21 protein-coding genes are annotated in these 23,400 nt (G+C 44.6%); 9 read left to right on the forward strand and 12 right to left on the reverse strand.

The annotated features are described in order from the left end of the window. Window positions 1-2,148: an FAD-dependent 5-carboxymethylaminomethyl-2-thiouridine(34) oxidoreductase MnmC gene (gene mnmC, locus AV939_RS12450; protein WP_061997767.1), complete on the forward strand. Its 2,148-nt coding sequence runs from the start codon at window positions 1-3 to the stop codon at window positions 2,146-2,148. Between the two features lie 138 nt (window positions 2,149-2,286). On the opposite strand, the gene AV939_RS12455 is transcribed toward mnmC, so the two are convergent. From AV939_RS12455 to AV939_RS12480, 6 genes are all read right to left on the reverse strand, one after another. Then, window positions 2,287-3,003 (reverse strand): FlgO family outer membrane protein, encoded by a 717-nt coding sequence (locus AV939_RS12455; RefSeq protein WP_061997768.1) that lies wholly within the window; start codon window positions 3,001-3,003, stop codon window positions 2,287-2,289. 2 nt (window positions 3,004-3,005) lie between these two features. Further along, on the reverse strand, window positions 3,006-3,728 hold the full coding sequence (locus tag AV939_RS12460; RefSeq protein WP_171008979.1) for a FlgO family outer membrane protein: 723 nt from the start codon (window positions 3,726-3,728) through the stop codon (window positions 3,006-3,008). A 61-nt stretch (window positions 3,729-3,789) separates the two neighbouring features. Further along, the gene (locus tag AV939_RS12465) at window positions 3,790-4,503 is read right to left on the reverse strand and encodes a FlgO family outer membrane protein (RefSeq protein WP_138118184.1); all 714 of its coding nucleotides are present in this window, start codon (window positions 4,501-4,503) and stop codon (window positions 3,790-3,792) included. A gap of 559 nt (window positions 4,504-5,062) precedes the next feature. After that, window positions 5,063-5,365, reverse strand: coding sequence for a YfcL family protein (locus AV939_RS12470; protein WP_057790951.1), 303 nt, complete (start codon window positions 5,363-5,365; stop codon window positions 5,063-5,065). Window positions 5,366-5,420: 55 nt separating this feature from the next. Next, window positions 5,421-6,551, reverse strand: coding sequence for an ATP-NAD kinase family protein (locus tag AV939_RS12475; protein ID WP_057790949.1), 1,131 nt, complete (start codon window positions 6,549-6,551; stop codon window positions 5,421-5,423). Window positions 6,552-6,555: 4 nt separating this feature from the next. Then, the gene (locus tag AV939_RS12480) at window positions 6,556-7,086 is read right to left on the reverse strand and encodes an elongation factor P hydroxylase (RefSeq protein WP_335339301.1); all 531 of its coding nucleotides are present in this window, start codon (window positions 7,084-7,086) and stop codon (window positions 6,556-6,558) included. A gap of 190 nt (window positions 7,087-7,276) precedes the next feature. Between AV939_RS12480 and AV939_RS12485 the strand changes: the two genes are divergently transcribed. The 5 genes from AV939_RS12485 to AV939_RS12505 all read left to right on the forward strand — a co-directional run bounded on the left by AV939_RS12485 (window position 7,277) and on the right by AV939_RS12505 (window position 12,298). Beyond that, complete coding sequence (locus AV939_RS12485) at window positions 7,277-7,984, forward strand: FFLEELY motif protein (RefSeq protein ID WP_057790945.1); 708 nt, start codon at window positions 7,277-7,279, stop codon at window positions 7,982-7,984. 123 nt (window positions 7,985-8,107) lie between these two features. Next, complete coding sequence (locus AV939_RS12490; RefSeq protein WP_057790943.1) at window positions 8,108-8,563, forward strand: acyl-CoA thioesterase; 456 nt, start codon at window positions 8,108-8,110, stop codon at window positions 8,561-8,563. 27 nt (window positions 8,564-8,590) lie between these two features. Next, entirely contained in the window at window positions 8,591-9,784 is a 1,194-nt protein-coding gene (locus AV939_RS12495; protein ID WP_061997770.1) for a retropepsin-like aspartic protease, read from the forward strand. Between the two features lie 385 nt (window positions 9,785-10,169). Next, window positions 10,170-11,153 carry a flavin reductase family protein gene (locus AV939_RS12500; protein ID WP_061997771.1) on the forward strand — a complete coding sequence of 328 codons (984 nt, stop codon included), beginning with the start codon at window positions 10,170-10,172 and terminating at the stop codon, window positions 11,151-11,153. Then, window positions 11,150-12,298, forward strand: coding sequence for an acyl-CoA desaturase (locus AV939_RS12505; protein WP_082746056.1), 1,149 nt, complete (start codon window positions 11,150-11,152; stop codon window positions 12,296-12,298). The genes AV939_RS12500 and AV939_RS12505 overlap by 4 nt, the downstream gene beginning before the upstream one ends. Before the next feature lie 112 nt (window positions 12,299-12,410). Here the strand turns inward: AV939_RS12505 and AV939_RS12510 are convergent, their stop codons facing one another. Both AV939_RS12510 and AV939_RS12515 read right to left on the reverse strand, forming a co-directional pair. Then, entirely contained in the window at window positions 12,411-13,280 is an 870-nt protein-coding gene (locus AV939_RS12510; RefSeq protein WP_061997772.1) for a DMT family transporter, read from the reverse strand. Between the two features lie 542 nt (window positions 13,281-13,822). Beyond that, complete coding sequence (locus AV939_RS12515) at window positions 13,823-14,431, reverse strand: glutathione S-transferase family protein (RefSeq protein ID WP_061997773.1); 609 nt, start codon at window positions 14,429-14,431, stop codon at window positions 13,823-13,825. 135 nt (window positions 14,432-14,566) lie between these two features. Here AV939_RS12515 and AV939_RS12520 point away from each other — a divergent pair, with 135 nt between their 5' ends. Next, window positions 14,567-15,301: a helix-turn-helix transcriptional regulator gene (locus AV939_RS12520; RefSeq protein ID WP_061997774.1), complete on the forward strand. Its 735-nt coding sequence runs from the start codon at window positions 14,567-14,569 to the stop codon at window positions 15,299-15,301. Between the two features lie 269 nt (window positions 15,302-15,570). Here AV939_RS12520 and AV939_RS12525 read toward each other — a convergent pair whose 3' ends face one another. Beyond that, window positions 15,571-17,613, reverse strand: coding sequence for an NADPH-dependent 2,4-dienoyl-CoA reductase (locus AV939_RS12525; protein ID WP_061997775.1), 2,043 nt, complete (start codon window positions 17,611-17,613; stop codon window positions 15,571-15,573). An 89-nt stretch (window positions 17,614-17,702) separates the two neighbouring features. Next, the gene (locus tag AV939_RS12530) at window positions 17,703-18,569 is read right to left on the reverse strand and encodes a crotonase/enoyl-CoA hydratase family protein (protein WP_082746057.1); all 867 of its coding nucleotides are present in this window, start codon (window positions 18,567-18,569) and stop codon (window positions 17,703-17,705) included. Window positions 18,570-18,693: 124 nt separating this feature from the next. On the opposite strand from AV939_RS12530, the gene AV939_RS12535 reads away from it, so the two are divergent. Continuing rightward, window positions 18,694-19,302 carry a TetR/AcrR family transcriptional regulator gene (locus AV939_RS12535; protein ID WP_061997776.1) on the forward strand — a complete coding sequence of 203 codons (609 nt, stop codon included), beginning with the start codon at window positions 18,694-18,696 and terminating at the stop codon, window positions 19,300-19,302. An 8-nt stretch (window positions 19,303-19,310) separates the two neighbouring features. Here the strand turns inward: AV939_RS12535 and AV939_RS12540 are convergent, their stop codons facing one another. Then, a complete protein-coding gene (locus AV939_RS12540; RefSeq protein ID WP_057790894.1) occupies window positions 19,311-20,957 on the reverse strand; it encodes a GMC family oxidoreductase in 1,647 nt (548 codons plus the stop codon). Between the two features lie 293 nt (window positions 20,958-21,250). On the opposite strand from AV939_RS12540, the gene AV939_RS12545 reads away from it, so the two are divergent. Next, complete coding sequence (locus tag AV939_RS12545; protein WP_061997777.1) at window positions 21,251-21,964, forward strand: DUF1439 domain-containing protein; 714 nt, start codon at window positions 21,251-21,253, stop codon at window positions 21,962-21,964. Here the strand turns inward: AV939_RS12545 and AV939_RS12550 are convergent. Beyond that, window positions 21,961-23,400: a wax ester/triacylglycerol synthase domain-containing protein gene (locus AV939_RS12550; protein WP_057790890.1), complete on the reverse strand. Its 1,440-nt coding sequence runs from the start codon at window positions 23,398-23,400 to the stop codon at window positions 21,961-21,963. The two genes, AV939_RS12545 and AV939_RS12550, sit on opposite strands and share 4 nt — an antisense overlap.

Below are 23,400 nucleotides of genomic sequence, written 5' to 3' on the forward strand. Positions count from 1 at the left end.
GTGAAATCTCAACAAGCAAGCGTGCATTTCAATGAAAACGGCACACCCGTCGCCGACCATTTTGGCGACGTATACTTTTCCAATGACAGTGGTATTAACGAAACCCAGTATGTATTTATGGGTGGAAATAACATTGTTGAACGCTGGCAGGTACACAGCGCCCCTAGCTTTGTTATTGCGGAAACCGGCTTCGGCACTGGGCTCAACTTTTTAGTTGCCATGCAAGCATTTAAAAGCTTTAGAAACGCCAACCCTAGCCACCCGCTTAAGCAATTATTCTTTTTAAGTACGGAAAAGTTTCCCCTTCCTAAGCCCGATATGGAGAAGGCGTTACTGGCGTTCCCGGCGTTAAAAAAAGAAGCTACCGCATTAAGCACGCGATACCCCATGGAACTAGATGGCTGCCATAGGCGTCATTTCGATGAATTTGCGACCACATTGGATTTGTGGATTGGGGATGTACACGATTTATTACCCCAATGGCATAGCCCAACAGCTGGGCTAGTTGACGCGTGGTTCTTAGACGGCTTTGCACCTAGCAAAAACCCTGATATGTGGGCCGACACTTTATTTGAACAAATGGCGCGGTTGTCGAAAGTCAGCGCTACCTTTGCCACCTTTACCGCTGCTGGCTTTGTGAAACGTGGGTTGGCTGCCGCCGGATTTACCGTATCTAAACGTAAAGGCTTTGGTAGAAAACGAGATATGTTGGTGGGTATTTATGAAACAGAAGCCGCCTCTACCGTAGTTGAAAAGCGCGCCTTTGAAGGCCCCTATTATCGTTATAACCAAGCTGCTATTACCCCCAAAAGCCACGTCATTGTGGTGGGTAGCGGTCTTGGGGCAGCAACCGTGACACTAGCTTTAGCTAAGCGTGGTATCAAGGTTACGCTATGTCATGACCGCGACACCTTAGCTACAGGCGCGTCTGGCAACCCACAAGGGGGCTTTTTTCCCCAGCTTCATTCCGAAGCCAGTATTGCCAGTCGTATTCAAGCCCACAGCTTTTTATATGCTTCGCATATTTACCACACCTTGCTTGATGAAAAAGATACTTCAACAAATACTGCTATAGACAAACCATCTGTGGCACACGACTTTTGTGGTGTTGCACAGCTGAACTTTAATGAGAAAGTTGCAGTTCGACAGAAAAAGTTGGTGAGCAATGGTGTTTGGCCAGAGGCGTTAATCAAGCCAATAAGCCCTGAGGCGCTATCGGAAAAAGCGAGCATCGACTTACCCTACGATGGGCTATTTATAGAGCAAGGGGGCTGGTTGTCGCCACCTGACTTAGTGCATGCCCTAATAGAGCAAGCAAAACAGCACACTGATGTAACTGTGCTTTCTAAACATGAGTATCGTTCTCACATTGTCTTAACTGAAAACGACAAAGCATCGTTACCAGATGAATGTCCCCAAACACACTATCTTGCGGTTGAGTTTAATATAAAGGCCAGTTCAGAAGCATCAACGAGCAATACAGAGGCATCGTCAAATAATAAGACCTTGTATGCTGATCACCTTATTTTGGCTACGGGGGCTGGTGCCGTGGGCAGTAATGCGTTTGCTGCATTGCCGCTGCGCCCTGTGCGCGGGCAAGTAGAGGCCATTGCCACTCAAACGCCTATAAACGCGTTAACCACCGTGATATGCCATAAAGGCTACATGACCCCTGCTCTCAACAACAGGCACGCCCTTGGCTCAACCTACGTTAAAAACGACCTATCTACAGAGGTTCGCAATCAAGAGAGCGAACAAAACCTGCAAACCCACCAGCAAGCCATGGCGAATACCGATGTTGTACAACAACTTGAGCATGACGGCGAAGCAAGGGCAGCCACACGATTAGGTTCACCAGATCATCAACCTGTATCTGGCATGCTTACCGATTTTTCGGCACTTAAAACTCAATATGTTGGCTTGTCGTTAGGCAAACCGCTTTATACCACAGAACCCTTGCCAGCAACCCCAGTAAGCACATTATGTTGTTTAGGGTCCCGCGGGCTTACTACCGCGCCGCTGATGGCGGAATTACTAGCAAGTACGTTAACCCATGAGCCTTTGCCGTTAAATAATGACTTGTGTCAGGCAGTGCATCCTGCACGGTTTATGGTGAGAGACTGTATTCGAAGTATCTTTGATGAATAGCGATGGTCTTTATCGCTATTTTTAAGCTGCAATAAAAAAGCGCAGTGCTGATGCCCATTTTCAAGGTCACTTCACACTGCGCTTTCTTGTTTAATTAAATTGTTACCGGCCGTTAAACGCCCACCAAGGCGCAATGCGTTATTCTACTGGCACCTGGGCCGTTAAGCCTTTATTTAAATCGGTAACGATAAATGCAGGAATGTAAATATTCGCACTGGCAACAACCTGCTTGTTTTGCATTGAAACAATACGGGCATTTATACGAACGCCCCTGTCATCTTCTATAATAGTGCCTGTAACCACATGATCCATCGACACTTGTTTGGCCAAAGCATTCGCTTTACGGCTTAATACAAAGTCGCCATAAGGGGTTATTGTCACGCCGCCAGCCATTTTAAAATCAACAATAGCTAGCCCAAAATCTTGAAGCTCGGCAATAAGGTATTCAGAAAGCTGATTTCCCAACACTGTGCTATCGCCTAACGATTCATTTAAGCGCACAAAACTGGTTACCCCCACCATATCTTGCTGAGTAAGGCGGGTTGCGTTATCCATTAACTCCATCGCTAATTGCGACGCGTAATCATTTAAGCGTTTGTGGGTTTGAGAAGGAGAAAAACCTTGGTGTAATGGGTCTCTGTAGCCTGGGTCTACGGCAACATGCTGCTGATATTCACGGTCGCGAGAGTCAGGGCTGTAAACAAGCCCTGATCCTCTTGGCACAGGAACGGGCTCAGCGGAGTGAGAGATTTCACCGTCATCGCTTAGCCAAAAAGAGCCGATTGATTCAGTACTGGTACACGCCGTGAGGTTAACGGTTAACCCCATTGCCAGCAAAGCAATAAGCCTTTTCATGATTAACCTCTACTTAATTTAACGCCATCGCGCATGCCATTCTTTTGACTGCCGTCGCTAGGGATCAATGCTTCTACCACATAAAATGGCACCAACATTTGTGCACTGGCCACTACCGCGCGAGATTCTATACCCAATATTCTGGCGTTAACCAACACGCCACCTTGGTGTTTAGCCATGGTGCCTGTAAGTACGTAATCTATTGGTAAACTGCTGCTTAACTCTAAATAATCTCGGCTGAGAACGAAGTCGCCACCGTCGGTAATACGAATATAGTCTGTAGCTTTGAAATCGATAACGGGTACACGAAATTTATGCAGCTCGTGAACAAATGATTCTGCCATTTGCTTACCCAGTAAATCAGTTTCTTGAAGATTGGTATCAATTAGCGCGAAATGCGTTACACCAATAGGCGTTTTTTCATTCACATATTCCATGTTCGCGATAAGGTCTTGGGTCATATTTTTGACGTAATCACCAATATGCTTAGTGAGCGGCCGACCTTTGTAAGCCCCTTGAACACTTGAATAAAGCGTAGGTTGGCCTATGGCGCCAAACGCATCCATACCTTCGTGCTCGTTTGACTGTTCGTCATCATCTTCTTTTTGCGGCGAAGGGCGGTCTATCGCCATAATGTCTACTACATTCATGGCCGGTCGAGACGTTTCTTCAACTGCCACTTCTTCTTCGCCTAACATCATAGAGCAACCGCTCAGGGCTAGCATTGATGTTGCTAGGATACATGCCGTACATTTAGCCGTGCGTTTAAATAGTGCGTTCATCCCGTTACCTTCCACCTTCAGTTCTGTAGAGTCGACCATTACGGCTCGTTACTCGCTCTTCTTCCCAGAAAATCTCCGCCGGGAAAAAGCGGGTAGCTGCCGCCACCACGTCTTTATTTCTTACGTTGATAATTCTTGCGTTAACCACAGCCCCAGACTGTTGGTAAACCAAGGTACCCGTTATGTAGAAATCGACCCGTTCAATATCGGACAATTGGTCGATATTGCGCGTAAGTACTCTATCGCTTTCGTCATTAACAATTATATCGTTCGAAAGCTTAAATTCTTGAGTAGTAAAACCACGTTTTGTGGCTTCGGTCATCATACCCTGCTCTAATTGATGCCCTAACATCATCAATGGATGTTGATCATTCTTGTTGTATTTCATGGTATCAACCGGCACGAAGCCTGCTACCGCATAGCGCGCTTGCCTAGAAGGTCTCAAATCGGCAAACAGCTCATTGGCTAAAATGTAGGTGTGATATTCAACATTCCCAAGGGCAGGAACCGCTAAGGGATCAGACTGTGACATTTGGGCTTTGGCATCGTCCGACGATTGGCAACCACCAACAATGGCAAGTATGAGTCCGACAGACAGCACTCGCAAGCTCAAGCGCAGACTAAAGCGCGGATAACTTCGCGCAGCACAGTGCTCTGTTCTTTTGGATGTGTTACCAGCACTACGCTTGTAACCCGCAAGTTGAATTAAACCGAACATATATTCACCTAGAAATAAGCCATTTGTGAAAAGCGAGTTGTGTCACACTTGTTTTCTTTTCTTATCGACAGTGAGAATTAGCAATATTCGCACCATATCCTTTGTGGGCTTGTCGCGCAGGGCATAAAGAGCGCTAAAAAGTTAACGCTAATAGGCAATCAGTTAAGGGATTATGTGTTAGGAAGAGGTGCTGGCATAGGTGCAGGCATAGGTGCTATAAGCCTTTAAAACACGGCCATGCGCCGTATTAGGCCGCCAGTTAGAGCTTAACGCGAATATACGGCAATCAAAGTAGTTACAGGTTTAAAATAACACGAAAAAACGCGAACATTTGAAAGGAATTGAGAGCGCCAAAGCGGCAAAGCCATGCCGCTTTCAGGCGTAATTTGCCGGATTTTATTCACTGTAAGTATTCCCTTTGCGAACCCCCATGTATATTCCATGCATGGGGCTTTGTTGGGCACTTTTAATTACACTTTCAATTGCACTTTTAATTACAATTAGTCGGGCGGTTTGTAGTACGCTTATCCGTTTCTAAGCTTTGCGCTTAGCTATTCGTTTAATTGCATGCTTGGTCGAATAATCGAGACCAAAGGCCCTTAACCTGGGCAGCATCATCGCCCTCTAATTCTTTATTATCAAAAGCGGCTTGCAAGCTAGCGGCCATATCTGAATCCAGCTGCTGCATAGTTGCACTGCTTTGCATTTCTAGCTGACGAGATACCACTGCGAAATGGCCTTGTAAGTAACTGGCTGTAAACAACTCATCGTCACTACCATGATTAACCACATCATCTAACGCAGCCTCTATCGCTGCAATTTGGTTTACTACTTGTTGGGGGGCTGAAGCCGGAGGTAACACGTATTTCTCCTATTCTTTAACTTAATTTAAATCTTAAAAAGCTATTCGACGATATCTATTCGGCGTTATAAAGAACCTTGTCTTTGTAGCCGGTGATAATAGTGAACGCACCTTGTAGTGATGCATCTAACTCGGCATCGCCAGAATCTAATCGTAATGGTTTATTACCAAGCGACTGTAACTTTTGTTTAGTCGCAACAACTCGCATATTCTGTTTTCCAATAGCGCGAATAAAGTCTGGGCTAAGCTGTTGATTCCCGCGCCCCAAAATATGACCTTGCCCACCAATAACGGTTAACACCACTTGGGTTGGCTTTCCTTGCGTAAGCGAAAGCAATTCAGAAGCGGTTACATCGCTAGCTACAAGCGTTTTATCCATTACCACATCAACACCTAGCAAGGTATTTTCTAAACCCAGAAACTCCATAACCGCGCCAACGGTAGAGCCCGAGCCCATAACAAAATAGGTGTCTGGGTTGTCGTCCATTAATTCGCTAATGGTCGCGGCAATATCATCAAGAACGAGCGCTTCGTCCTCTTTGCCGCCCATTTTTACCGCCTGCACGTAAGTGAGTTCGGCGGGTACTCGCATCTCGCCGTAGTGTTTTGCTATTACCTTTCCGGTTCGAAATGCGTTTTCATCGATATCTCGTACTTCGCCGTCCATTACACTGACAATTTCGCCCTTGATCATTTGGCTAATGACCTGCCCTGCGGCAGACGGGGTAACACAGTACACGCCCGAGTGGATTTTACATCCCGCCGGCACACCTAACACCGGCACTTTGTCACCCACAATTTTACACACATTGCGGGCAGTACCATCGCCACCTGCAAACAAAATAACATCAAGATTACAGCCAAGAAAAGCCTGTACAGCGCGCTCTGTATCTTCCCCTTCTGTTTGTTGCGATGCACTTCTGTACACCACCTCAAAGGGTAACCCTAACGAAGCACACACGTCTTCGCCCATTTCGCCACCGGCAGTAACGATAGTAAATTGTTCAGAAAGGGCCTCTAGAATAGACAGCGCTTTGGCCATTTTTTCATTAGCCTTTTTTTCAGCGCCCATTGCTAACGCTTTTTCACGCACATCGGCACCGTCACTGCCTTTTAATGCAAGCGCGCCGCCTATACCTGCAAAAGGGTTAACTACCACACCTAATCGAAATACCGGCTTATTCATAGGGTTACTGTACTCCAGATAATTTCTGTGTGTTTTTTAAAGCATCGATGAAGCGCGCCGCCCGAGGGGGGAAACAATTGTTTTTATACCACGCTAACTGGGCTTCAACATTTTTAGTGAAACCTTTTCTATCGGGCTCTGCACCATTTAAATTATCGGTACTAACTTGAAATTGGCGCCCTGCGGCTTCGGTAAACGCCCACTCAATAGCTTGCGGCTTAATCTCTACACTTTCAAATTCCGCTTGCTGCTTGGCATCTCGCCCATCAGGACAATACCAATAACCATAATCTTCAAGTAAACGACGCTTCTCACCTGCCACACACCAGTGCGCAATTTCATGCAGCGCGCTGGAAAAAAAGCCGTGGGCAAACACAATACGATGATAGGGAATATCTTCATTGGCAGGAAGATAAACAGGCTCGTCGTCACCCAATACCAGCTTAGTTTGAAAGTCGGTAAAGGTGCTGTTAAACAAAGTAATTAGCGCAGGTACGTCAGGGTCTATCTCATTCGCCACGCTGAACAACTCCAGTAGCGAGTAGGTAAGTTAGCCGTGTTAGATTGCACAAAGTACTAAAATTCAAAGACGTTTCCTGTTAGCCATACATTTAAGGGCGGGCATTATAACAGTGAAAATATGGCGGGAATAGGCTTAGCAGCTTGCATGCGCCACTCGCTTGCGTCAAGCTAGTATTAAAGCACTACGGAAGGATGTTATTTGCGTGTCACAGAATATCGTTAAGCATATACATAGAGTGAATGCGCTTCGAGACCTAGCGCTAAAAGTGGGGATCATGGATGGTATTCACGAACTTCAGCATTGGCAATGTGAACGCTTGTTAGTGTCTCACGATGATTTAGCCAAACAACCTCGTTATCAAAAAGCCATGCAGTTTTTTGTAGATGAACTGTATGGGCCTAAAGATTTCAGCCAGCGTGACGCCGATTTAGTTCGGGTCATTCCAAAGCTTGCTAAAGTGCTTCCCGACAAAGCTATGAATGCAATGAACGATGCATTAGCGCTTAATGCCCTTTCATTCGATTTAGACATGCAAATGGTGCATCAACTCAAAGGGGCGCCATTAAATCGGGACAGTTACGCCCTAGCCTACCGCAATACTGGCCGGCAAACAGATAGGCAACGCCAGCTCGATATTATTGCGCACCTTGGCGAACAACTTGGTGATGTAATTAAAATTAGGGGGATTGGCATGCTGATTAGATTATCAAGACGCCCCGCCAAATTAGCTGGGCTGTTGTCGCTGCACGAACTACTAGAAAATGGCTTTCACTCATTTAAAGCCATTGGCGATGTGCAAAGCTTTATTCACCCGGTACTGGAACGAGAAGAAGCGCTGATGCATGCATTGTTTGATGAATCAGTCTCGTTACCCGAAGAGAATCCTTTACCTCATGTCTCAACAGCTTAAACCTCTGATGCCCGAGCATAGGAAATATAAGCATTTGAAATATAAGCACCTGATAACTGAACACGTGATGTGGCAACTTATTAACTGTGAGTTGCCTCAAATTAGCAATAGAGATTAACGACTATGGCAGCCGCTTCACTACCGTGGCGATACCCGTCGCCTTTTACTAAATTATGGCAAATAGACGCCAGTCATTTAGATCACTACAACCACGTTAATAATGTGGCTTACTTAAGCCAAGCAGAAGCATTGGCGTGGTCTCATTCCAATTCACTTGGATTGCAGTTTTCTGACTATCAGTCGCTCAACCGAGCCATGGTGATTAAACGCCATGAACTTGATTATCATCTTCCTTCTCACGAAGGTGACAGCCTGCAATGTGCAACATGGATTATTAGCTGTGATAATAGACTAACCCTAAAAAGGCAGTTTCAATTTATCTGCGAGCGTAGAAAGAAAACCGTGTTTGAAGCACTAACCACCTTTGTTTGCGTAAGTTTAGATACTGGCGCTCCCAAGCGCTTGCCCGAACCATTTAAGGAAGTTTATGGTAATGCATGCATTGAACCCAGCCTCTAACTGCAAAGCGCAGGGGAAATTTTAGCGATGAACAAAGGGTTATTAGCGTGTTTATTTGTGGTGCTTGCTGCATCTTTGCTATTAAACGGCTACCTGTTTCTTTCATTGAACCAAGCCGTAGAGATAGCGGCGGCGAATAAAGCGTCGCTCATTCAATCTTCAGCCAACCTAAATAGCTATAACAACGTGCCCGCTTCCAATGAACACAGTAATCAACGCAATAATAAACACAATGCGGTAACTACCAGTAAAGTAGGCACAGAACTAGAAAACGCTCCCCAAGTCGCAGAAGAGTATGTACATGAACTCACCCTACTGTTAAACAGCGGAAATTACGCTTTGCTAAAGCAACAATTAAATAGCGCATTACAACAGTTTCCCACCGATGAAAGCTTGTTATTGCTTGAGGCTGAGTTAATAGTAAGAACACAGCCGCTATCAGATGCGCTTATTCACTTTCATGATTTAGCAGAGTTGTCCCTATCGCCAGCTAGCAACACAAAGGTTGATAAGCGAATTGCCAACCTTTACAACACCGCACAAGACGAGTTGTCGGCTAACGGACAATGGGACTTATTGGCTAACTTAAATGAGCCCCTATTCCAACGGGTGCCTGATAGCAGGCAGTATACTCTTCAACTTGCCGAAGCCTATGCCAGGCAGCAAAAAATTACGCTGATGGAAGATGTTCTGGCCAGCCTTTCTTATAACGACAACCAAGCTAATGCGATACGAAATATCGCGTACAGTGAAAGCAATCGTGATAACCAAAGTGGCGCTGACGAACGTATTGCTAACAACGAACTTCTAGGGAATGATGTTACCCGAGTGGCACTTTTGCGAGACGGCGATCAGTACCGTGTTGCGGTAAAAGCCCTTAATCAACAAGCTGACATGGTGCTAGATACCGGCGCCACCACAACCGCCATCACCACAGATTTATTCAGCCGCTTAGGTGGGCTACGCCGCCTTACCTTTATTGGTAATTTTGATGTGAACACTGCCTCTGGTACCATCAGTGCGCCCTTGGTACACATCCCTACTTTTTATTTTGCAGGCTTCCGTTTTGATGATGTTTCAGCGCTAGTGCTGCCTGTCGATGCATTACCTAGCGCCGATGGATTATTGGGCATGAATATTTTAGGTAAATTCGACTTTTCAATTAGCCCACAAGACAGTGAATTAGCGTTAAAAGTACGAGAAGAAAGTAAAGCCCCCTAATTAGATCGAGTACATTCCATCTAGCGCTCATTCATACCTAGCTTAATACAGCGCCTTAACCAACTCGACGTCGGCTTGGTTTTTTAAACGCTAGCTTTCTTCGCGAAATTATCTGCCAACACCCATCATCTACACGTAAAAAGCCTCACCAAAACCTACCTGCGTGAGTACGTATTTTACAACTATTCTCTTGACGTGAACAAATTTAAGCTTACACTTGTGCGCCGAGTGAGCGTACACTTGTACGCTCAAGGTGTTTTTACTCTCTAGCAAAGTCTGTTTTGAAAAATTAATAGGTGTGATCTCTACGTTGAAACTATTACTCGATAATCTAGCCCATCGCTTTCTCCATCACGGTTCATGGAGAGGATATTGGGAAGTGCTTATGCAGCAGTTTAAGCCTGCGTGGCGAGATGGCTATTACAGAGCGCAAGTTGAAGCTGTCAGAAACCTTAAATCTGACATGGTGGAAGTTATTTTGACACCTGAGAAAGCTTGGCCTAGTCATATTGCAGGGCAACATATTGCACTAACCATTGAAGTGAATGGTAGGCTAACTACCCGTGTGTTTACCGTCGCTTGCGGTGCAAGCTTTCACCGCGAAACGAAAAACATTCGGCTTATCACTAAGGTCAATAACAAAGGTGCAATTACCCCGATCCTTTCCTCGGTAACACCCAGCACATGGGTGAATATTTCGGTGCCTAAGGGTAGTTTCACACTACCTAATACCGATAAACCCGTACTTATGGTAGCGGGCGGTTCCGGCATAACGCCGTTTATCGCCATGCTTGAAGACGCCATTGAAAACAAGTTAATACACCGCGCACCTATCCACCTGCTCTATTTCGCAAAACCCAACGAGCACGTGTTGCAAAGCGAACTACTCGCCCTTCAAAAACGCACCAACAATTTTACTTTTGCCTTGTTAACTCGACAAAAAGACGGTGATGTCGAGGCTCATCTATCACACTTCGCGGATGCTCACTGGTTGGTGTGTGGCCCTAACACTATTTACGAACAGGTTCAGAAAGTAGCGAAACTGGTGGAGGCACCGTTAGACAGTGAACATTTTGCCGCATTGCCCACTGTGAACATTGGCAGTCTGAGCGAAAAGGAAACCTTTTCTTTGGTACATAACGGTCAGCATTTAGCGGTGAACAATCAGAAATCGCTGCTTTGGCAGCTTCAAGAAGCGAAGCAGCCTGTGACGTATGGCTGCGGTATGGGTATTTGCCATCAATGCCAATGTGTGAAAAAGCGGGGCGTAGTGCGAGATACCCGCACTGGCGAGTTATCCGATAGCGCCGAGCAACTTATTCAACTGTGTGTATCACAGGCCGTAACTGATTTGGAGATTCAACTATGAACACTGGCGGCTTAATTAACACCAAGGAACTACAAGAAGCGCCTAGTCAAACTGACGCGGAATTACAAAAAGCAACTACGCCATCGCAGAGCATAAGTAAGCCTGATTACGCTATATTGGAAGCTCAGCTTGATGCAATAAAGTCGGAAGTAAAAGGTAAAATAGGCGCTGAAGATGCTGCCTATATTCGACGTATTATCCTCATTCAGCGTATTTGTGAATGGAGTGGCCGAATATTATTAATGCTAGGTTTCTTACAGCCCGTACTTTGGGTAGCTGGCGTACTAAGTTTAGCAGCAGCAAAAATACTAGATAACATGGAAATTGGCCATAACGTAATGCACGGTCAGTATGACTGGATGAACGACTCGTTTATTAATTCAAAGCGGTATGAGTGGGATATTGCCTGCGATGGTGCAAGTTGGAATCGAGTGCACAACTACGAACATCACACCTACACCAATATTATTGGTAAGGATAGAGACTTTGGCTATGGCCTACTCCGCTTATCGAATGACTTTAGATGGCGGATAAAAAACCTCTGGCAGTTCGCTACCTATATTTTGCTTAGCGTAATGTTTCAGTGGGGTGTGTCATATCACGAGATGGCCGCAGAACGCGTATTCTTCGGCAAGAAGAAAAACAACCGCAAAAACCAAGTAACCCATAGCGAGCTTAAAAAACGCTTTTTCAGTAAAGGCGCACGTCAGTTGGTAAAAGATTATGTGCTCTTCCCTCTTCTGGCTGGCCCGTTATTCTTATGGGTATTGTCAGGTAACCTTATAGCCAATTTGCTACGTAATTTATGGACATCTACCATCATCTTTTGCGGACACTTTACCGGTGATGTAGAAATCTTTAACGCAGAGGATTGCAAAAACGAGACACGCGGCCAGTGGTACTATCGTCAGGCCTTAGGCTCATCAAATATTGAGGGCGGAAATTTATTTCACGTACTTACTGGGCATTTAAGCTTTCAGGTAGAACACCATTTATTTCCTGACATTCCCGCCAGACGATACCGAGAAATGGCCCCTAAAGTACAAGCCGTATTTAAACAGCACGGTATGCACTACAACACTGGCAGTTTTTGGAAGCAGTACACTAGCGTACTAAAACGTATTGTTCGCTACTCTTTTCCTTAAGCTTTCCTTAAACTTTCTTTAAGCGTAAAAACCTACCAGCCGGCCATAGCGCTTGCGCTGGTATTTTTGCGCGCATAGGTACTTATAGAAAAAGGTACTGGTAAAAAAAGCTTTAATTCAATCTAAGTACGATAACGCCGACAAAAGCGGCGGCTAACCCTAGCACTTCTTGACGGCTAAATGTTTCTTTTAATACAACATGAGAATAAAGGAGAATAAGCAAAATATTCATTCCTGAAATCGCGGAAACCAACCCGGTATTGCCAATAGAAAAAGCGGATATTATTGCAACCATTCCACTTACATTTGCGACCCCGACTATCAGTCCGCAAGAGAAGGTTTTTATTTCAGACCAATGAGCTTTATCTGAATATTGAGACGCTATAAATTTCTTACGTTTTACTAACCATCTCATGGCAAAAAGGAAACTCCCAAAGCCAAACATAGAAGTTAACGTTGCAAAAACATCTGCCTCTAAGAGCGTGGATTGTTTACCCATTAAATCAGTAAACGTAAAGCACAATGCAGCAAGTAGCCCCCATTGCGCCCCTTTTAAATTATTAATAGAGATATCCGAAGAATATCTAATAATACAAAGGCCACAAAAAATGATAACAAATCCAATTAATTGAATAGAGGTTAACGTCTCTTTCCAAATTAAGAATGCAAAGATGAGGACGAACAAAGGCGTTAACCCTGATAGCACGCTAATAAGTGATGCTTTTCCTACTGAAAACCCTTTGTGTAAAACAGCATTAGCGGCAAAAGATCCAAAGCCTAACCCCATACCAACAGCTACATCAGCCCAGCCATACCAACGTTGGTTTAACAACACTACGCCTACTACGCTGATGATAAAGCCTATGCAGAAAACACCAAATAGCAACAGGTCTCGATTTAAGTTTTTTTGTGATGTCCATTGATACAAGATCCCCCGCAAACCGAAGAAAAATGTTGCGAGCAACGCATAAACAATCCACATAATAAATGAGTCTCATGGTCGTGATGATTTGATAGCTTAAAGTGAAAAAAAAGCGCTTACTAATTAATAACCTGTTTTATTTATAGATGTCTGGGGTTTTACTGTTTCATTATATGCTTTATTGATGATTATTTTGTTTCAAATACATGATAGCGTTAGCGCAGATAAGATGTTTTTATACTTGCTATTATACGTGCTAAAAAGTCGGTGCCATAAGGTGCCATAAAATGAAGAGCGGCCACTGCCTGTATCAACTAAAGAAGTCCGTTAAAGACAAAGAACGGACATTCACAATTGAACTAATCAAGCATTCGCTTCATGCCATTCGATTGATGTTTAGATAAATGGCAGCAAACGACCTTTAGCGGTAATTAGCGTAGGCGAAATTATGATAGTGTTTTATGTCATTTTTACCAAAAAAATACCACTGATATTACCTTGCATCAAGGATTCCCCAAACTCGCTGAGTTGAGGGAGTCCTTGCAAAACCGTGTCAATTGTCTTTTTCAATTGCTTAGTGTTTTACACGGGGAAACTTTTCTTTATATCGGTTTCAAAAGATCAATGAAGGCTTGATGGGCATCTCTATAAGCAGGCCTCTGCTTAATACGTGCGACATAAGCTGCAACCTTAGATGAAGCTTTAAGTGTCCCGAACGTGATCGAGGAGTCAAGCAAGCCCCCAAACACAACGTCTGCGGCAGTAAATTGCTCTCCAAGTATCCAGCGTGCTTCAGGGGTCATTATTTCTATAGTTGAAATAACGCGAGAAATGTCACCCCAGCCAGCCGTTGCTGAGTTAGGGTGCTCCATTTGGGAAGCGGCGAGAGTCAACGCTGGTTCAATAGTGTTGCCAGCAACAAAAAGATAACGGTAATAGGTAGCTCTATTAACAGAGTTTATGTCTGGGGCGAGCTTCTGTTCTGGATATTTGTCTGCGAGGTATGCACAAATTGCAGCCACTTCCGTAACGACGGTTTCGCCATCCACAAGAGTTGGCAATTTTCCCATCGGATTAATTTTTTTCAATTGCAATAGTTCGGGTGTGGTAGTAGTAAAGTCAATACCAATTTGTTCGTGTTTGATATCTAGCTCTTTAAGAATCCAATCTGTTGTTACTGCTCTGCTCATTGGATTGTAGTAGTGCTTCATGGTTTATTGTTCCTTGATAAAAGGTGATATTAGTAAAAACTATTTCAATACTTAGATACTGTTTTGATTGGTCTAAATATTCTCGGTGAGGTGAAGTATATTGTTATATATGCCGCATAATGGCATATTAAAACGATGTTAAAGACAGATTTTAAAAATCGAATTGAAAGGCGAAACCGCCTTATTGGAATGCTTCGGTCTGAAGATCATTGGAAAACCTCTGATTTACGGGAACACTTGAATATTAGCCAACGAACGCTAATGCGTGATCTTGCAGAACTAAAAGATGCTGGATATCCAATAGAGTCTGATAGAGGCCGCGGAGGTGGCATTAGGTTAAATGGGAGATGGGGAATTGATCGCTTAGTATTAAGTCATAAAGAGGTCGTTGAATTGATACTTTCGCTTGCAATAATGGAATCACTGAACTTACCCCTATTGACTGGCAACCTTGAAGCTATTAGACAGAAGCTATTTCAAACCTTTCCAGAAAATCAACGAGGTATAGTTAGTAACATCCGTAAGCGTATATTAATAAGTAAGCATTCAAGAAACGCCATGGCATCTCCCTTATTTGAGTCCACACAGGATTTATCTGAGAATCTTTCAGATTCTTTTTTTCGCCAGCGTTGCTTAGAGATTAACTACCGCTCTGAGGCTGATGAGTGCACTTCACGAACAATAGAAGCGCATTATATAATGCTAAGTTGGCCTGTATGGTATATCGTCGCTTGGGATCACCTTCGGGCTGCACCCAGAATTTTTCGTATTGATAGAATTGAAAATGCAATCGTTACAAAAACAGACTTCAAACTTCGCCCTGAGCTCATTCTTAATGACACTTACCTTCCGTTTTACGCAACTATTTAGATATTGTCTTTCTGCGATCGATAGAGTCAGTAGATATAGTGTTTAGTCGTAAAATCCGCCAAATGAACTCAAGGTACAAAGCTGCCGCAACCAACAAAGCCCTAATTACAGCTACTGGCACCAAGCTGCCTGTAAAATAACGCAGCAAATAAAAAAAGCCTATCCCCGCCGGGATAGGCCTTTTAGAAGATTATCAATGTTGGCGTCTAACAGAGTCAGTAAATATTAACGTACCTTCCTAACCCCACTGTAATGCACACAACATTAATTTAAACCGCTGCGCACACTCGTGTACCTTGGTCGATAGCTCGCTTTGCATCAAGCTCAAGGGCTTCATCGGCACCACCAATTAGGTGATAAGGCATATTAAGCCCTTCAACAATGTCGCGCATTGGCTCTTGGCCAGCACAAATAATTACGTTATCAACGGCAAGCAGTTGGCTTTCACCGCCTACGGTAATGTGTAAGCCTTCATCGTCAATTTTGTCGTAAGTTACGCCTGGGATCATCTTAACCCCTTTTGCTAATAACCCTACTCGGTGTGCCCAGCCTGTGGTTTTACCCAAGCCTGCGCCCACTTTATTGGTTTTACGTTGTAGCAAGAATATTTCGCGACTAGAAGGCTCTGGCTGAGGCTTAACCCCTTCAATGCCTGAGCGAGCGGTAAAGGTCATATCAATGCCCCACTCTTTCATAAACGCGGGTATATCTTGGCTTGGGGTCGATTTTCCGTGTGATAAAAACTCCGCTGTATCGAAGCCAATACCACCAGCACCAATGATGGCTACGCGCTGCCCCACTGGCTTTTTCGCTTTCAGTACATCTAGGTAGCTCATTACTTTTTCATGCTCAACGCCTTCAATGGCAGGCGTGCGCGGTTTAATACCTGTGGCCACCATCACTTCGTCAAAGCCTTCGTCGTTAAGCATGGCTGCATCAACTCTGGTATTAAGCTTTAACGTAATATTCTTATGCAGCTCAATTTGACGAGCGAAGTAACGTAAGGTTTCGTAAAACTCTTCTTTACCCGGAATTTGTTTCGCTACATTGAACTGACCACCAATTTCATCAGCATTATCGTAAATTACTACGTCGTGACCACGCTGGGCAGAGGTTACAGCTGACGCTAAACCTGCTGGCCCTGCACCTACTACCGCAATACGCTTTTTAGTATCGGCTGGTACCACGTTTAGCTCTAACTCATGACATGCACGTGGGTTAACCAAACAGCTGGTTAACTTGCCATTAAATACGTGGTCAAGGCAGGCTTGGTTACAGCCAATGCAGGTGTTTATTTCGTCTGCACGATTTTGCTGTGCTTTACGTACGAAGTCGGAATCGGCTAAGAAAGGGCGTGCCATCGACACCATATCTGCATCACCGCGTGACAACACTTCTTCCGCCACTTCGGGTGTATTAATTCGGTTTGAGGTAATAACAGGAATACTTAAAGCTTCGCGGAACTTCGCTGTTACCCACGTAAATGCGGCTCTAGGTACCTTGGTGGCAATAGTAGGAATACGGGCCTCGTGCCATCCAATACCGGTATTGATAATAGTCGCACCGGCTTTTTCAATTTCTTTGCCGAGCTGAACCACTTCTTCGTAGTTTGAGCCACCTTCAACAAGGTCTAGCATTGATAAACGGTAAATAATGATAAAGTGCTTACCCACCGCTTCACGTACACGACGAACCACTTCAATAGGTAAGCGAATACGGTTTTCATACTCGCCGCCCCAATCATCGTCTCTATGGTTGGTGCGCTTGGCAATAAACTGGTTTAAGAAGTAACCTTCAGAGCCCATAATCTCAACGCCATCGTAACCTGCGCGCTGTGCTTGGGTGGCTGAAAATACGAAATCTTTAATTTGCTGTTCTATTTCGTCGTCTTCTAATGCCTTTGGCTTGAACGGGTTAATAGGCGCTTGTACTGCAGAAGGGGCTACCAGTTTATCGCTGTAGGCATAGCGTCCTGTATGCAAAATTTGCATACAAATTTTACCACCCGCAATATGAACGGCATCGGTGACTTCTTTGTGATGATTAATGGCTTCGTCTGTGTCTAAACGGCGAGTTGATGGATGGGTTGAGCCTTCTTCGTTGGGACCAATACCGCCGGTAACGATAAGGGCGACACCGCCTCTAGCACGTTCTGCATAAAACGCCGCCATATGTTTATGGCCCTTTGGCATTTCTTCTAAGCCGGTATGCATTGAACCCATTAATACGCGGTTTTTAAGCTGGGTAAAACCTAAATCTAACGGGCGAAATAAACTTGGGTATACAGGATGATCGGTAACGGTCGTATTCATCATAAATCCTTAACTAGTGCCTGTTTCTTAATGCTTTTATATTCTGTTTTTACTGCGTGTTTCACGTAGGCTATTCGGTCGCCTGCACGCTAGTCTTTCATTTTATTTACTGCGCCATGAAGTGGCTCAAAATCAGGAAGCGATTGGGTTTTCTGTGCTTCCATGGCTTTCATCACATCTTCCATTTGGAACATGCCTGCTTGCCAGGTGGCCATGTAAGTTAAGCTCTCAGCAATAGTGTGCTCGTTGGCATAGTTGATCATGGTTTTCGTGCCTGCTACCGCAACGGGAGAATTCATCGCGATAGACTGCGCTAACTTAGTCACTTCGCTAAGCATGATATCTTGATCATCAAATACCTTATTCACAAAGCCTAACTGCTGGGCTTCTTGTGCGCCAAAATTACGGCCGGTATACGCCAACTCTTTCACCACACCAATAGGAATAAGCTTAGGTAAACGCTGCAGTGTGCCCACATCGGCGGTCATGCCTAACTGCGTTTCTTTTATGGTAAAGAAGGCATCGCTGGTGCAATAACGCATGTCACAGGCGCTAAGTAAATCTACTGCGCCGCCAATGGCACCGCCTTGTACTGCTCCAATTACCGGCATGCGGGCTTGCTCTATGGCCGTGAAGCTGTCTTGCAATAGCATCACCATACGGCGCATGCGTTCAGCGCGACGTGATGGGTCGCCTTTAAAGTCTTTTGCCATGTTCAAAAATACTGACAAGTCCATGCCAGCTGAAAAATGCTTTCCGGTAGAAGAAATAATAATCACACGAGCGGTGCCCTCGTCGTCTATCGCGCGAATAGCAGCGGGGAATTCTGTCCAAAAGGCAGGATTCATACTGTTCATGGCTTCTGGCCTGCTTAACACGACCTTTGCAATGTATCCTTCTTGTATAACCTCAAGGGTAGAATACGTATTTTCTTGCGACATTGACTCGGCTTCCATTTCACTCTCCTGTTAACATTTTTGCAAACTAGACGGCGTCAAGATAAAATGCAATGTTGACACTGTCAAGATAAAACGTTATCTATTCGTCTCAACCATAAAATAGGGTTTGGTTTACACCAGTATGACAAACGCAGCACAAACTTATCATCATGGCGATTTGCGCACCGCTTTATTAGAAGCGGCAACCAAACGAGTGGCAGAATTCGGTATAGACAGCTTGTCACTTAGAAAGCTTGCGGAAGATGCTGGTGTGTCTCGAACCGCGCCCTATCATCATTTTAAAGACAAAAGCGCCTTGTTAAGCGCCATTGCGGCCAAAGGTTTTAGCCAGTGGCATACCAACGCCAAGCGAATTTTCGATCAACATGATGTTGCACCACAGTCGCGGTTTCGTCAGTTTATTCATGAGTATATAGGCTACGCGGCGGATAACCCGCAAATGTATGAGCTGATGTTTGGTCGTACTATTTGGCACGACAATGGCGCTACACAGGGGCTAAAAGAAGTGGCTTACCCCTGCTTTCAGTTTCAAGTAGATATGACGAAATACTGGCAGCAAACAGGCCTTCTACCAGCTGGGCAAGATGCACTTCGCATGGCTCAGGTGACGTGGGGCACCTTGCATGGTATTGCACGGTTATTAATCGATGGGATATATGCTGATCGCAGCCACATCGATGAAATGTGTGACTGCGCCGCCGATTTGTTTATGCAAGTGTCGAAAAACTAAAGCATTAGCTAAATGGGCGCAGCAAGCCCTTCATGCTCGGCTTTAATAAAATCTACCGCTCGTTCTGCAATCATGATGGTAGGTGCATTGGTATTTCCGCCAATAAGGCTTGGCATAACAGAAGCATCTACCACACGTAGGCCTCTAACGCCCCTGACTTTAAGCTGGTTATCGACCACTGCCATAGGATCATCATCGCTGCCCATTTTACAGGTACCTATTGGGTGATAAATGGTTTCAGCTCGCTCCCTTAGAAACTCAAGAAGCGCTTCATCAGACTCAGCGTCAGTGCCTGGATGCAGTTCACTGCCTTCAAATTTATCAAACGTAGGTGCAGCTAACAGCTTTCTTGCCATTCGTATGCCTTCAATCATTACTTGCCTATCTTCAGGTTCCGTGAGGTAGCCGGGGTCGATAAGCGGGTGATCGGCAGGATGGCTGCTTTGCAGCGTAATGCTGCCCTTGCTCTTGGGGTACAAACAACATACATGCACGCCGTATCCGTAACCAAAGGCAAACTTTCGCCCGTGATCATCTAATATAGCGGGCAAGAAATGAAACTGAATGTCTGGCCCTCGGGTAGCAAGGCTTGAACTTACAAAACCGCCCGCTTCAGCCACATTAGAAGAATAAATTCCCTTACGGTGAAAAAGGTAATCGTATGAGGCCTTTAGGTACGAGGGTAACGCACCAGCAGCAATCGCATAACCTTCTCGTGCTTTACAGGTAAATTGAACAATGGCGTCTAGGTGGTCTTGTAAATTTTGACCCACTCCTGGCAGATCATTCATTACATAAATGCCTTTATCTTCCAACTCGCTTCTTGGCCCTATACCTGAAAGCATAAGTAGTTGCGGAGAGTTGATAGCGCCTCCGCAGAGTATTACTTCGCTATTAGCCGCTTCACGGTCAATAAAATACCGCGCAATTTTGCCTTTTTCACGCACTTGTACGCCAATGGCTCTGTTGTCGTCAAATAATACTTTCTCGGCCGCAACACCGGTAAGTACAGTAAGATTATTGCGGTGAAGTGCTTGGCTTAAATAGCCTTTTGCGGTAGAGCACCGCTGTCCGTTGACTTGTGTAACATGATAATAGCCAATGCCTTCACGTATATCGCGGTTAAAATCATCTACAACGTTAAAATCTGCGTGGCTTGCGGCTTCAACGAAAGCATCGGAAAGCACGCTGGTGTGCTTAAGTTGAGAAACATGCAGCGGCCCACCTTCTCCATGGAATTCGTCTTCACCTTTGAAGAAGTTTTCAGAGCGTTTGAAGTAGGGCAGCACGTCCTCAAAACCCCAGCCAACTGCGCCCTGCTCTACCCAATAATCGTAGTCTTCTTTTTGGCCACGAATGTAACACATAGCATTAACTGAACTGCTGCCGCCTAGTGTTTTTCCTCTAGGCCAAAATAGCTCACGATCGTACAGTTCTTTTTGTGGTGCGGTATGATACCCCCATCCTATGCCTTCAAAACGGCTTAATAGCGATAAACCAAAAGGAATATGAATAAGCGGATTAGTGTCTTTAGTACCGGCTTCAAGCATCAGTATTTTCAGGGCTGGGTTTTCAGATAATCGCGCCGCTAATACCGCACCTGCAGACCCCCCGCCTACGATGATATAGTCATACTTACCCTGAATCTCATTCATGCATTGCTCCAAAACACTTTTACGCGGTGAAATACTCAGTTAATGCCTGTATTACTATGCAATTACGAATTGTAGACGCATGACTGAGCTGTGCCGACTCTTATTATTAGATGCTTAGTATTAGTCACTTATTATCAAAAATAAAATGATATGCAGCACTGTGGTAAGACCAGACTATCAAAATAATCAGCCCATCTAAAAGTGATATGTTATATATTTTAAAAACTGTTTTATGTATAACGAGTTAAGTCCATTGCAGCTTGTTCCAGCTACTAAACGTATAGCATGATAAAATGAAACTAGGTTTACGCGACAGAGGTATGCTTCTTATTTCCCAGCTTTTGATCAAGCTTGGAAGGCTTCGCTACGATCAATTTTCCACTGATGAACTCAATGCATTGTTGTCTGAAAATCTACCTCAATCGTTCCCTTTAGCCATACCAGCCGGCCAAGCTAATGTAGTGGTAAACAGTGGCAAATTAACCTTGAATGCCCTCGACAATCGATTATGCATTCAATTATTAGCGTCGATAACCATTAACGTTGCCGAAACAACCATTTATCGGGCTCACTTAATTATTACACTAAGTGCCTCACCGGATTACAACGTAAATGAATCTACCCTTTATTTTATCGATAAGCAGGTAGACAACATTACTATGGTGAACGACGACTACGCCTTATTAAAAGACACCCAATTTTTACTTTCCCGCTTTGTGCCCGGCAATTTAGATGCCTTGTTGGGGCGCTCGCTAAAAAATATATTGTCACTGGTAACCGTCGGCACTTCCGACCAAGCGGTAGAATATTTGAAGCTCTATTTGAGCGGCTCGAAACAAGCCGTACTCGATTTCCATAAACCTCAAATTGAAAAAGCCATATTAGATAAAATGGCTACACTTCCTGTTCACCATATCATGCGCGAAGACCAATGGCGGGAGGTGCTTTTTGCTCGCTATGGGAAAAGCGTTAGGGTTGAAGAAGCCTCGCTTCGGTTCTATTTTTAGTGTTCGCTTACAATCGACACAGGCACCGACTCTTCATGTTCCCCAATATCAGTAATGCGCAGCCGAGGGTTATCAATGCAAGCCTCTAACATCTCGAAGGCTTCTTGCACATAACCTGCTAACGGCTTCAATGTACTTATATTTTTATTGCAGCAAACAATGCCTACATTGGCCACACCTGCGTAGGTCATCAAAGTGATGTTTACTCCGCCCCCTGGTGTCATGGTGGAAATGGGATAGCAGGCAAGTAGTTTACTGTCTTTTAAATATCGTGTATCTCGTGGACCAGGTATGTTCGATACCAAAATATTCGCGATTGGTTTAACCAGATTGGAAATTTTAAGCCATTCAAATACCAACGCTAAGGATTGGATCACGATGGTGTAGCCGCTAAAAGAAGCTGGTCGCGCTCGCATAGCAGCATGTTTTACAATTCTGTGATTAATAATAATCTGGCGTAAACGAAGATAAGGGTCTTGATCGCCATGGGCCAGCTGTACCGGCACAATAGCAATTTTATTCCCTGTGGTTTTCTCTCCAGGCTTTCTAAGGTTTATAGGCATATTGGTAAACAATGCTTTTTTGAAAACCTGACCATGATCTTGTAGTAACCGATGAACCCCAATATCGAAGGCGCACAGGAGTATTTCATTGGCTGATGCACGGGTGCGTCGGGCCAAGGCTTTAACTCGTTTAAAATCGATATCTGTGGTAGTGACTACCCTTCCCGCTTCAACTTGCCCCGTTAGCACGGTTTTAGTGCCCGAAAAAGGCACGGGCATATAATGGGGGTTCACTCTCAACAGTTTTAAAAAAATGCGAATCAAAATAACCAGTAAATCGAAGCCCGTTTTTATGGCGCTTCCCACACTGACTAAGCGTTTATAGAAACTCGGTGAGTCATTGCGTTTATGCCTGAGTCGCTTCACCGCCCAAATTGGCGTGAATTCTGAATTATTGGAAGCCGACACATAACATGACTGAAACCACCTTACCAAGGTCGCACCATCGCCATACATATGATGTACTTTGGCGTAAATAGCATAAGTATTGCTATTGGTATCGAAGATGAAATGGTATTGCCACAGCGGTTTATCAGGGTCTAATCGTGCGGCGTGCAGCTGGGCTACAAAATCATCTAGATTCTGTCGGTTACTCACATCGTCAATATGATGCAATTGAACATGATAATCCATGTTCAAATGTTTCACTGGCGAAAGCCCAACCGGATAGCCTAGTACGGTTTTAACAACGCAATTAAACGGTGACGTTCCTTTGGCAAACCCTTTAATTTCATTATAAATAGCAGGTACATATTCAGGGCTTTTCGCCCCTTCTGGCATCTCTAGTAATTGAAGGCACCCAACATGTTTTGGGTTGTCATCGGATTCCGTTATCCAAAAGGACTTATCAAGAAAACTTAGTGTTTTACTCAT

This window comes from Alteromonas sp. Mac1 (assembly GCF_001562125.1).
Classification (GTDB): Bacteria; Pseudomonadota; Gammaproteobacteria; order Enterobacterales; family Alteromonadaceae; genus Alteromonas; species Alteromonas stellipolaris.

Bases quoted from the DNA above. Each gene is read 5' to 3' on its own strand.
- AV939_RS12530 (WP_082746057.1), bottom strand. From the start codon at position 18,569: ATGGAAGCCGAGTCAATGTCGCAAGAAAATACGTATTCTACCCTTGAG.
- AV939_RS12495 (WP_061997770.1), top strand. From the start codon at position 8,591: ATGAACAAAGGGTTATTAGCGTGTTTATTTGTGGTGCTTGCTGCATCT.
- AV939_RS12545 (WP_061997777.1), top strand. From the start codon at position 21,251: ATGAAACTAGGTTTACGCGACAGAGGTATGCTTCTTATTTCCCAGCTT.
- AV939_RS12550 (WP_057790890.1), bottom strand. From the start codon at position 23,400: ATGAGTAAAACACTAAGTTTTCTTGATAAGTCCTTTTGGATAACGGAA.
- AV939_RS12540 (WP_057790894.1), bottom strand. From the start codon at position 20,957: ATGAATGAGATTCAGGGTAAGTATGACTATATCATCGTAGGCGGGGGG.
- AV939_RS12490 (WP_057790943.1), top strand. From the start codon at position 8,108: ATGGCAGCCGCTTCACTACCGTGGCGATACCCGTCGCCTTTTACTAAA.
- AV939_RS12455 (WP_061997768.1), bottom strand. From the start codon at position 3,003: ATGAAAAGGCTTATTGCTTTGCTGGCAATGGGGTTAACCGTTAACCTC.
- AV939_RS12535 (WP_061997776.1), top strand. From the start codon at position 18,694: ATGACAAACGCAGCACAAACTTATCATCATGGCGATTTGCGCACCGCT.
- AV939_RS12500 (WP_061997771.1), top strand. From the start codon at position 10,170: ATGCAGCAGTTTAAGCCTGCGTGGCGAGATGGCTATTACAGAGCGCAA.
- AV939_RS12505 (WP_082746056.1), top strand. From the start codon at position 11,150: ATGAACACTGGCGGCTTAATTAACACCAAGGAACTACAAGAAGCGCCT.
- AV939_RS12525 (WP_061997775.1), bottom strand. From the start codon at position 17,613: ATGAATACGACCGTTACCGATCATCCTGTATACCCAAGTTTATTTCGC.
- AV939_RS12520 (WP_061997774.1), top strand. From the start codon at position 14,567: ATGTTAAAGACAGATTTTAAAAATCGAATTGAAAGGCGAAACCGCCTT.
- AV939_RS12515 (WP_061997773.1), bottom strand. From the start codon at position 14,431: ATGAAGCACTACTACAATCCAATGAGCAGAGCAGTAACAACAGATTGG.
- AV939_RS12465 (WP_138118184.1), bottom strand. From the start codon at position 4,503: ATGTTCGGTTTAATTCAACTTGCGGGTTACAAGCGTAGTGCTGGTAAC.
- AV939_RS12460 (WP_171008979.1), bottom strand. From the start codon at position 3,728: ATGCTAGCCCTGAGCGGTTGCTCTATGATGTTAGGCGAAGAAGAAGTG.
- AV939_RS12475 (WP_057790949.1), bottom strand. From the start codon at position 6,551: ATGAATAAGCCGGTATTTCGATTAGGTGTGGTAGTTAACCCTTTTGCA.
- AV939_RS12510 (WP_061997772.1), bottom strand. From the start codon at position 13,280: ATGTGGATTGTTTATGCGTTGCTCGCAACATTTTTCTTCGGTTTGCGG.